Annotated in this window: 8 protein-coding genes and 2 pseudogenes; 2 read left to right on the top strand and 8 right to left on the bottom strand. The window is 32.4% G+C overall.

Annotated elements, in window-relative coordinates:
* Positions 1-27: 27 nt before the first annotated feature.
* The 6 genes and pseudogenes from gatB to LKE46_RS17225 all read right to left on the bottom strand — a co-directional run bounded on the left by gatB (position 28) and on the right by LKE46_RS17225 (position 5,337).
* The gene (gene gatB, locus LKE46_RS17255) at positions 28-306 is read right to left on the bottom strand and encodes a PTS galactitol transporter subunit IIB (RefSeq protein WP_363316061.1); all 279 of its coding nucleotides are present in this window, start codon (positions 304-306) and stop codon (positions 28-30) included.
* A gap of 34 nt (positions 307-340) precedes the next feature.
* Entirely contained in the window at positions 341-802 is a 462-nt protein-coding gene (locus LKE46_RS17250) for a PTS sugar transporter subunit IIA (protein WP_291725320.1), read from the bottom strand.
* Positions 803-820: 18 nt separating this feature from the next.
* Positions 821-2,770, bottom strand: coding sequence for a BglG family transcription antiterminator (locus LKE46_RS17245; RefSeq protein WP_291725318.1), 1,950 nt, complete (start codon positions 2,768-2,770; stop codon positions 821-823).
* A 439-nt stretch (positions 2,771-3,209) separates the two neighbouring features.
* Positions 3,210-3,383, bottom strand: a complete 174-nt coding sequence (locus LKE46_RS17815) for an IS66 family transposase (RefSeq protein WP_434735202.1) — start codon at positions 3,381-3,383, stop codon at positions 3,210-3,212.
* 154 nt (positions 3,384-3,537) lie between these two features.
* A pseudogene (locus LKE46_RS17810) lies at positions 3,538-4,059 on the bottom strand (nitrogenase component 1); the annotation flags it as partial.
* Positions 4,060-4,200: 141 nt separating this feature from the next.
* Positions 4,201-5,337: an ROK family protein gene (locus tag LKE46_RS17225; RefSeq protein ID WP_291725311.1), complete on the bottom strand. Its 1,137-nt coding sequence runs from the start codon at positions 5,335-5,337 to the stop codon at positions 4,201-4,203.
* A gap of 154 nt (positions 5,338-5,491) precedes the next feature.
* On the opposite strand from LKE46_RS17225, the gene LKE46_RS17220 reads away from it, so the two are divergent.
* A complete protein-coding gene (locus tag LKE46_RS17220; protein ID WP_291725309.1) occupies positions 5,492-5,767 on the top strand; it encodes an ArsR/SmtB family transcription factor in 276 nt (91 codons plus the stop codon).
* A 13-nt stretch (positions 5,768-5,780) separates the two neighbouring features.
* Positions 5,781-8,215, top strand: a pseudogene (locus tag LKE46_RS17215) (CoA-disulfide reductase).
* Between the two features lie 57 nt (positions 8,216-8,272).
* Here the strand turns inward: LKE46_RS17215 and LKE46_RS17210 are convergent.
* Complete coding sequence (locus LKE46_RS17210) at positions 8,273-9,637, bottom strand: alanine/glycine:cation symporter family protein (RefSeq protein WP_291725307.1); 1,365 nt, start codon at positions 9,635-9,637, stop codon at positions 8,273-8,275.
* 110 nt (positions 9,638-9,747) lie between these two features.
* Complete coding sequence (nhaA, locus tag LKE46_RS17205; RefSeq protein WP_291725305.1) at positions 9,748-10,932, bottom strand: Na+/H+ antiporter NhaA; 1,185 nt, start codon at positions 10,930-10,932, stop codon at positions 9,748-9,750.
* Between the last annotated feature and the right edge of the window lie 21 nt (positions 10,933-10,953).

The following is a 10,953-nucleotide window of genomic DNA, read 5'->3' as shown; positions in this document are numbered from 1 at the left end:
CCCCCTACTCAAAATTTATATCTTAGGTTATTTTAAATAACTTAAAATCTTTTCTTCTACAGCTTCTCTATTTATTCCAGTCAAAAATGCCATGCCATTTACATATGGAATTCCATCAAATTTCTTTTTCATTCTAGCTGTTGTAACAATTAGGTCTACCCCGTCACATCTACTTTCTATTTCTGACATTCTGATTTGTATTATTTCTATTTTGACACCATTTTTTTCGCAAAGATCTTTTATTGCATTTGCTGCTACTGTTGAAGTTGCTACAGCCCCACCACACGCTACTATTACTTTTTTCATAATTTATTCCTCCTAAAAGTTAATATTTTTAATTTCACATTAAATTATTTAACATAATTCTCTTTATTTCATCTTTATTTGATGCATTTATTAATTCATCCATTACCTTTTCTTTTTGAAACATTATGAACAGGCTTTGGAGCATTTTCAAATGATCGTTAGGATCCTTTAATGCTAACATAAATGCTATACTTACATATACATGATCTCCTGTTTCCATATTTGAAAATCTAACTGGATTTTTGAGCTTTAAAATCGATATACCATTTTTTAAAACGTTATCAGGATTTGCATGCGGTATCGCAATACCCATATTTTTTAACTCTAATCCTGTTGGGAAACTTTCTTCTCTAGTCAATACATCATTTATATATTGTTTCTTAATATACTCATTATTTAAAAGTGTTTTTCCCAAGTATTTAATAACTTCTTTATAATCTAAATCTTTTTTTGCTATATTTATTAATTTATCTTGTATTAAATCATTTATATCCATGTTTACACTCCTTTAAAGTTATCCTATAAAACTATTCATGAACTTATCATAATCGCTGTGTTTTATTAATTCTTTTACTCCCCCCTCCTCTACCAGATACTTGAATAATTTCACAAATATAGTTTCCCATAATTTAAATTTATCCTTAGATATGCTTATTAAAAATACAACTTGCACATGATGTTCATCCCACATTATCGCCTTGTCCAAAACTAAAATTGCTATTGAGGATACATTCATGTCATTGACTATAGGATGAGGTACTGCTACCAAATGTCCGAGTTCTGTTGATGACATATTTTCTCTTTCTATAACTGAATCTTTTGTTACTTCAGTCATAAATCCTTTTCTAATCATTTCATTAGTCAAAAATTGTATTACTTCTTCTTTAGTTTTTAAACTCTTTTCTTTATAAAAGCAGTCTTTTCTAAAAAATGCTTCATATTTTAGTTCATTACTACCTTCTTTTCCCATTATTAGGTTTTCAATTTTTTTTACTTCATTAGCATTCAATAGATTACTAACTTCTATTATCTTTTCTGACTTTATATTTTTAATAGGAATTGTGGTTAATATCATATCCACATTATCTACAATTTTCTTATCCATCTCATACAATGAAATTGTTCTAACCACCTTTATTTTATTTTTGAAATATTCTTTTATTTTTTCTCTAATTAAAATTGCAGTTCCAATTCCAGTAGAGCAAACTATGATTGCTGTCTTAAAATTAATTTCATTGTTTATTCCTTTTCTGCTTAATGCTGCTCCGAAATGTATTGCAATAAATCCAATTTCATTTTCATTTATAGCTATCTTCTCTTTTTCCTCTATTACCTTACTTGCTATAACAGCTATTTGAAACGCTAATTGATAATTGTTTTTTATAACTTCTAACATTTCATTTCTAATGTTCATACCAAATTTCATTCTATTTATTGCTGTTTTTAAATGTATTTTTAATCCGTCTATGAGTTGTTTATCATTATTAAAATCAATGTTCGTGACTTCATCTACTTTATTAATAATCAACTTAATTATGTGTTTATATTCCTCATCAGTTTCATTATGGTCTATTTCTGAATATTTCTTACTTGCTATTAGATGTTGTGTAATGTAGTATACTTCTGTTTCGATCATATCCATATTTAGTTCTTTATAAATTTCTTTCATTAATTCGTTTACTATTCTATATTCTTTTGTTTTCTCAATTACACTCATTTGATCTATTGTATACACTATTAAATTTTTATTATTTGACCTTTCAATCATTATAGCAATGTGAATCAACATATTTTTAAAAGCAGCATCCGTCAATTTAATAGAATACTTAGAGATAATTTTTAGCATAACTTTTCTAATTTTATTTAAGTCTATTTCCTTAAATATATCTCTGTAAAACTTATTATCTTCTATTTTATAATCTTCTGTATTATTAAAAATATATTCAGAGATGCAATACCTTATCTGAGATTCATTACCGTAAACCATCATTCCTTTTGTTTTGTAACTAATTATTTTTAAATCGTATTTAGCTAATTTATTTTCAACCTTTTTAAGATCATTTTTTAATGTAGATAAACTTATAAACATTTCATCAGCCAAATCCATCTGTGTTATTTGTTCATCATTTAATGCATTAAATAATAATTTTGTCATTATATAAGAAATACGTTCTTCTGGTGCGGAAACCTTTACTTCAAGGAGATAGTTGACTTCCTTCTCGTTTATTACAAACTTGTTAAATGCTTTTTTATCTTTAATTTCTAAACTATATCCTTTTGACTTATCTGAATTTATTATCCCTCCATTTTCTTTTAATAGATGATTTAAATTTTTTATATCTGTTCTTATTGTCCTTGAAGATACCCCTGTCAATCCTGATATTTCCTCTCCGGTTAAAAAACTCTTACTATTTAGTAATAGCTTTAAAATTTTAACAAGTCTTTTATTTTGTATGTTTACCATTTGAATCCCTCCGGTATGATTAAATTTTATCATCACTTCATGGTTTAACATAGTCAATCTATTTCCTATCTGATAGGAAATAGATTGACCATATAATAATTTATTAACTATATTTTTAACAACGATTTTTTCTTATCCTAACTATTTAAACATAAGCGGTGAATTACACTGTATACATTTGGAAAAATAAAAAAAGTTATGGACATTCGTTAGAATGATCATAACTTTTTATTTGCCTTTTTTACAGGAGGATTGTACCCATGGATCCCAAAGTGGATATCTTTCTAAGAATTCAAGATGTGCCTGAAACTGAATACCAGATAGATTTTTAAACAAAAATTCAAGGTATCTATAAGGTTCCAATCTATTAGCCTGAACCGTTTCAATTATGCTATAAACCGCGGCACTAGATTCAGCTCCTGGGGTTTCCACTGAAGATTCAATTTTTCCTTCCTATTATAAATGCTCTTATGCTCTTTTCCGATAGGTTTTTGGAAATAGTACTGTCATCTAAAAGATAATTCATAAATCCTCTTTTATTGCCCACTGCATAATTTATTGTTTTTCCAGGTTCGTCTTCTTTTTTACATACAACTACAAAGTGAGTAGACAAAGGAAATCTGCCTCTAAGTCTCTCTCAAAATTGTACATGAACCTCTTAACTCATATGGCTTTCATTATTCATTGCCAGTAGTATTCCATAATAATTCCCCAAAATAATAGATATGTCCTAACAAGATCTATCTATTATTTGTAAAATTTATTTCTTACTTTCCGCCTATAGTTGATGTATAAATTCTCTCTATCAACTGCAGAGCACCTCTATATGACATCTGTTCAGCACTACCGTCTCGGAAGAAGGTGAATTTATTTCTATTAGCAATGCATTTTTTTGTCGTGCTACATCGGATTCCCATGTTGAACCCAATATCAATGGAACTCCTGAACCGAAATCAGCTTCTGCAATAAACGCTTCTGCTTTTCCAGCATCGATTCCTGTATATTCAACTAATTGTCTTATAAAAGCTGTAGTAGCTTCCTCACCAACAGGTATTACAGGAATATGAAATAAGGCTGATTATATTTTTTCCCAGGTGTTTCACAATATTTACTCCTACCCAGGGTGATATTACAAGATTAAATTGTGCTTTGGGAATTTCCTTCCATTCTTTTGCTCCACCACTTTGTGATCCAAAGAGTACATTTACTTCAAAACCTATATTCTTTAAAATCCTTACAATTTCCAAATAGTCTCCACGCCAATTTGTATTAAAAAAAGGTGTCTCAAACTGAACTGACCCCCATAAGTAGTCCAAAACTCTTCTTTAAAATTGCCAATGGTATAATATGAGCTATTTTTGCACCAAAAATTGAACCAATAATTAAAAATATACACATCAATATTCCTGCTTGTAAATTAACATGTAAGTTTATAATTTTATCATTTCTTGTACAACCATTACCGCTGCTCCCACAGCCATAGATTTATCTCCAAAATAGCCTCCCCGACTGAATCCAATTTTTTCATTTTTGTCAATATGACACTTTTTTAATGCTATTCCTGCGCAAATCTTATAAAATAAAGGTGAATGTTTAATAAGCGGACCACTTAAAATTATCAATTGAGGATTAAATAATTTTATATAATTGGCCAGGCCGGTTCCAAAATGAATTGCAGCATCTAATATTATGTTCATTGCAATTTCATTTTTATCTTCCGCCAAATTGCATACATCAATATAATTTATGTCTTCCAAATTCTTATCTATATGTATTCCCCTTCCCTTCTTTACTTTAGATATAAATTTTTGTGTTATTTTTTTTATTGATGCATAACTTTCCACACAACCATAGTTACCGCACCAGCACAGTTCTCCATCTATGTCCACAATCATATGACCCAGAGCATCTTCTGAATTATTTATTTTACGTATGAGTACTCCAGAGGATATCACACCTGTTCTTATCCCTACACCGCAGTTGATATATGAGATATTACTTTTACGTTTTCCCAATCCAAAATAGTATTCACCAATTACAGCTGTATTAGCACCATTATCCACAAATACAGGTACATCAATTTCTTTTTTCAGCATATTCTTGTAAACATCTTTATTTTCAACTACTCCAATTCCAATTCCCAAAATCATAGATTTATCAATTTTTAATTTCAGCATTAAATTTTCTATACAATTAGAAATAATTTCAATTAAATCACTTGAATTATAAAAACCATTAAAAGTTCTTTCGCTTGCCACCCGAATTTTCAAGTTAGTTATAACAACTTGAATATATGTCCTTGATATATCCAGACCTATAACATAAAAATCATCTGGATTTATATCATATAAAATAGGTCTTCTACCACCAGTAGACTCACCAATTGCAGTCTCAACAATAATTTTTTCACTAAGTAAAAATTTAATACTGCGATTTAATGTACTTGATTTCATTTTGGTAATATCTAATAATTTATTTTTAGTAACAGGACCATTTTTTTGTATGATATCAAATAGGTTTTTATCCCTATTACTAAGTGTACTTATCTTATTTATAGTATTTGGCATTGTCCTATCTCCTAATCATCATTTATCTATATGATATACTCTTTTATTTATTCTGACAATAAGTTCAATATTCTTAATTTCTATTGACTATTTTATCGTTATATCGTAATATACAAATATAGCAATATATTTATATTATAAAAGAGGTAAAATTATGAATAAGGATTTTATGAAATACAATGAAAAGGCCGAAATTCTCAAAGTACTGGCACATCCAGTCAGGCTCTGCATTGTCAAGGGATTGCTGGAAAAAGGGACATGCAATGTAAGCAATATGCAGCATTGCCTTGAAATACCTCAGTCTACATTATCCCAACACATACAGAAATTAAGAACCGCAGGGATTATAGAAGGTACAAGAAATGGTCTTGAAATCAACTACAGAATTTGCAATCCAGTAGTTATAAAGCTGCTTGAAGTTTTATTTTAAAGGAGGATTTTTTATGAGTAAAAAAATATTGATTGTCGGTGGAGTTGCAGGAGGTGCATCTGCTGCAGCAAGGCTCAGAAGATTGGATGAAAATTCGGAAATAGTGTTATTTGAAAAAGATGACTACATCTCTTTTGCAAATTGCGGCTTGCCTTATTATATAGGTGAGACAATCAAGGACAGAGGACGCCTGCTGGTACAAACACCTGAAAGCATGCATAGCAGATTCAACATAGATGTAAGAATTGACAGTGAAGTTATAGATATTGACACCAATAAAAAAACAGTTAAAGTAAAAAGTAAAAATAAAGGTACCTATGAAGAAAGTTATGACTATTTAATATTATCACCCGGTGCAAAAGCTGTCAGTCCAAAAATTGAAGGTATAAACAGCAATAGAATTTTGACTTTAAGAAATATTCCAGATACAGACAATATAAAATCATTGGTTGATAGAAAAGATATAAACAGTGCTGTAATCATTGGAGGCGGCTACGTAGGTGTTGAGATGGCTGAAAATTTAAAACAAAGGGGTCTCAAGGTTACTTTAGTGGACACCGCTCCTCATATTCTTTCTTCCTTTGACTCCGGTATGGTAACTGCAGTAGAAAAAGGACTGGAACAAAATGGTGTTGGCCTGATTCTAGGTGATGGTGTAAAATCTTTTAGAGATATTGATAATGCCGTCGAAATCACTCTAAACAGCGATACAAAAATTATAGCAGATTTAGTTGTATTATCAATAGGTGTAACACCTAACACCAATTTTATAAAGGACAGCGGAATAAAACTTGGAGCTAAAGGCCACATACTGGTAAATAATAGGTTGCAAACAAATATACCAAATATATATGCTGTAGGTGACGCCATCGAAGTAACGGATTTTGTTAACAAGCAAAATACTGCAATTGCCCTTGCCGGTCCTGCAAACAAGCAGGGAAGAATAGCTGCCGACAACATAGCTGGACTGGATTCAGAGTACAAAGGTACACAGGGTACTGCAATAATCAAAGTATTTGATCTAACCGCCGCAAGCACTGGAAATAATGAGAGAACTCTAAAAAAATACAACATACCATATAAAGTCATCTATATTCACCCTGCCTCACAGCATCTTATTATCCAGAATCGTCGCCGTTGTCTTTAAAATTAATATTCAACAACAGCGGTAAAATTTTAGGTGCCCAGGCTACAGGCTACAATGGCGTTGACAAGAGAATTGATGTCATCGCTTCAACTATGAGACTCGGAGGTACAGTATCTGACCTGACAGAACTTGAACTCTCCTATGCACCACCATTTTCATCAGCAAAAGATCCCGTGAATATGGCAGGTTTTGTTGCTGAAAATGTTATTTCCGGTAAAATGGACATCATTACCCCTGAAGAATTTGTAAACTATGATAAAAAGGATTCCATAATCCTTGATGTCCGTTCAGATATGGAATATAACAATGGTCACATTGAAGGCTCTATAAATATTTCTGTAGATGATCTGCGCAAAAGATTGAACGAACTGGATAAAAGCAGGGAAATTATTGCATACTGCCAGGTCGGTCTAAGAGGATACATTGCTTCCAGAATACTTTCACAGCATGGATACAAGGTAAAGAACATAACTGGTGGATACAAAAGTATATTGAATTTAAATTTTAAACCTGATAAATTTTATACAGACAGTAAAAATATTAAATCGGAAGTAGCCCTTGGTTCAACTTCCTGCGATAAAACTTACGATAAGGCTCTGGATGCATGCGGACTTTGCTGTCCAGGACCACTTATGCAGGTTAAAAAATCCATTGATGAATTAGATGATGGTCAGATTCTTAAAGTAACAGCCTCAGATCCAGGTTTTTACGAAGACATAAAATCATGGTGCAATAAAACAAACAATGGACTTGTTGATTTAAGCAAAAATGGTACAACTATATCGGCACTCATAAAAAAAAACTCAGTGAATAAATTAAAAAATCCATATAGAGATGATAAAACCATCGTAGTGTTCAGCGGTGATCTGGACAAAGCAATAGCTTCTTTCATCATAGCAAATGGAGCTGCCTCAATGGGCAAAAAAGTTACAATGTTCTTTACATTCTGGGGTTTGAATATTCTGAGGAAGCCAGAAAAGGTACCGGTAAAAAAAGGCTTCATGGACTCCATGTTCGGCTTCATGATGCCAAGGGGCAGTAAAAAATTGAAGCTTTCAAATATGAACATGCTTGGAGTTGGTGCCAAAATGATACGGAAAGTCATGAAAAATAAAAATATAACTTCACTTGAAGAACTAATAAAATCAGCTGTAGACAGTGGAATACAGATAGTCGCCTGCCAGATGTCCATGGATGTCATGGGAATCAGAAAAGAAGAACTTATCGATGGTGTTAAAATAGGCGGTGTTGGCTACTATTTAGGAGAAGCTGAAGATTCAAATGTAAATTTATTTATCTAAAAAAGGTACTGTACATTTTCTAAAGACAAAATGTACAGTACCTTTTTAATACCCAACTTAGGAAACTTTTTCCTTCTCCTCAGAAGGCAGATCCAGATTATTAATGTACTTTTTGGTTTCAGATACAATAACTCCATTAAGTAAAAACATTGCTATGACATTCGGGATTACCATCAATGCATTTAATATGTCTGCAATTGTCCATACAAGATTCAGACTTGCAATAGTCCCTATAAATGCTACTATTACCCACAAAACTCTATAAGGCTTGATGATATTCCTGCCAAAAAGATATTCAGCGGCTCTTTCTCCATAGTATGACCACCCCAGTACTGTAGAGAGTGCAAATGTTGTAAGGGCAATTGCTATTATAACAGACCCAACTACAGGGATCTGATGCCAGGCTGCACTTGTAAGCAGCGAAGAAGTCTTCGTATCAATAGCTGGATTCTTAATTATACTGCTTACAATTACAAGACCTGTCATCAGACAGATTACAACTGTATCCCAGAAAGGGCCTGTCATGGATACAAGAGCCTGCCTAACAGGATTCCTTGTTTTAGCTGCTGCTGCAACAATAGGAGCGGACCCCATGCCTGCTTCATTTGAAAATAAACCTCTTGCAGCTCCATAACGGCAGGCAACAGCAACAGTTGAACCTATAAATCCGCCTCCTGCTGCACTTGGGGAAAATGCTGCGGCAACTATGGTAGTAATTGCTTGTCCTAAAACGTCCACATTCATTATTAAAATAATAAGACATCCCATCAAATAAAATATAGCCATAAATGGTACCAATCTCTCACATACTTTAGTAATAGACTGTACACCACCAATGATAACGACACCAATAAAAACAGTAATTATAATTCCTGAAGCCCACATAGGTATTCCGAAGCTGTCCTTCAGGGTAGATGAAATGGCATTCGTCTGTGTTGAACATCCTATTCCAAAAGCAGCAACAGTTGTAAAAATACAAAAAATTATTCCCAGCCATTTCATATTAAGTCCTCTTTCAAGAGCATACATAGCTCCTCCAAGCATAGATCCATTTTCTGTTTTTACTCTGTACTTTACAGATATAAGAGATTCCGCATATTTTGTAGCTATCCCCAAAACACCTGTCAGCCACATCCACAGCACGGCACCAGGTCCTCCAAGTGTTATTGCCGTTGAAACACCGATTATATTTCCTGTTCCAACTGTAGCAGCCAATGCAGTACTGAGAGCTCCAAACTGCGATACATCCCCTTCACTATCAGAATCCTTGGTAACAGACAATTTAATTCCGGTAAAAATTTTTCTTTGAATAAATCCTGTCCTGAAAGTAAAAAAAATGTGTGTTCCAAAAAGTACTACAATCATAGGTACTCCCCACAGGGCACTATCTATACTGTTCAAAGCATTAACGATTCCTTGCATAAAAATTCATCTCCTTCTTATAAAATTTTAAAAAATATTAATATATATTTAAATATATGTTAATCATTATATCAGATTATTTATAATTTATCAATAATTTATTAAATTTTTTAATATTTTGTTAGTTTGAAAACCATTGTGCCAAATATTCCTGCCATAATCGAAGAAATCATAATGCTCATTTTTGCTGTAGAAAGCATAATTTGATCCGAAAATGCTAACGATGAAATAAACAAAGACATAGTAAATCCAATGCCTCCAAAAACACTTGCACCATACAAATGTTTTTGAGTCACTTGAGGTGAAAGTTCCACAATTCCCAATTTTATCAATATATATGAAACCCCAAATATGCCAACAGGTTTTCCAATAAAAAGCCCGCACATAATTCCCAAACTAACAGGTGATAACATCATCATCGAAAAATTATTGATATCAATAATTATACCTGAATTGGCAAGTGCAAACATCGGCATTACCAAAAAAGAAGACCATGGTGTCAAAATATATTCAAACTTATATAACATTGACGTTTTAAATTCTTCAACATCCCTACCAGCAGGCATTATCATTCCAAGTAATACACCCGAGATTGTCGAATGTATTCCTGACTTTAAAAAACAGACCCAAAGTACGAGACCTCCTATAATAAATAAAGATAAAGCTCTAATTTTAAATTTATTAGCCAATATTAAGATAGAAAGGACAATTAATCCTGTAATAAATGCAATCCATGAAATCCGGTCAGTATAAAATATGGCGATTACAACTATAGCTCCCAAATCATCAACTATAGCCAGGGCTGTAAGGAAAACCACAATTGCTTTAGGCACCTTTTTAGCTGCTATGGAAAGTATTCCAAGGGCAAATGCAATATCCGTCGCCATTGGGATTGCCCACCCTGTAATAGTTGGTTTGCCATAATTGAATACTACATATATAATCGCCGGTAAAATCATACCTCCTATGGCACCGGAAACAGGCAGTATTGTTCTTTTAATGGATTTGAGTTCTCCAATCGTCAATTCTCTTTTTATCTCCATACCGACTACGAAGAAAAATACAGTCATCAGGCCGTCATTTATCCAATGAAGCACGGACATGGACAGAGAAAATTCACCATATCCAATAGTTATATTTTTATGAAGTATACTATCATAGATTTGGGAGAAACCACAGTTCACAAAAATAATTGCAACAATGGAACACATTAGCAGTACGAGTCCGCCAGCGGACTCTCTCTTGAAAAAACTATAAAAAGGAGCAAAGATACCATTATGAATTTTATTCTTCATATTAACTCCTCCTTCTATTCT

The organism is Clostridium sp. (assembly GCF_022482905.1).
In the GTDB taxonomy this organism is placed as follows: domain Bacteria; phylum Bacillota; class Clostridia; order Clostridiales; family Clostridiaceae; genus Clostridium_B.
The sequence above is the reverse complement of the archived record's forward strand: the minus strand, read 5'-3'. Positions and strand labels throughout refer to the sequence as shown.

Coding starts and splice junctions, on each gene's coding strand:
- gatB (WP_363316061.1), bottom strand. CDS start 306: ATGAAAAAAGTAATAGTAGCGTGTGGTGGGGCTGTAGCAACTTCAACA.
- LKE46_RS17250 (WP_291725320.1), bottom strand. CDS start 802: ATGGATATAAATGATTTAATACAAGATAAATTAATAAATATAGCAAAA.
- LKE46_RS17245 (WP_291725318.1), bottom strand. CDS start 2,770: ATGGTAAACATACAAAATAAAAGACTTGTTAAAATTTTAAAGCTATTA.
- LKE46_RS17225 (WP_291725311.1), bottom strand. CDS start 5,337: ATGCCAAATACTATAAATAAGATAAGTACACTTAGTAATAGGGATAAA.
- LKE46_RS17220 (WP_291725309.1), top strand. CDS start 5,492: ATGAATAAGGATTTTATGAAATACAATGAAAAGGCCGAAATTCTCAAA.
- LKE46_RS17210 (WP_291725307.1), bottom strand. CDS start 9,637: ATGCAAGGAATCGTTAATGCTTTGAACAGTATAGATAGTGCCCTGTGG.
- nhaA (WP_291725305.1), bottom strand. CDS start 10,932: ATGAAGAATAAAATTCATAATGGTATCTTTGCTCCTTTTTATAGTTTT.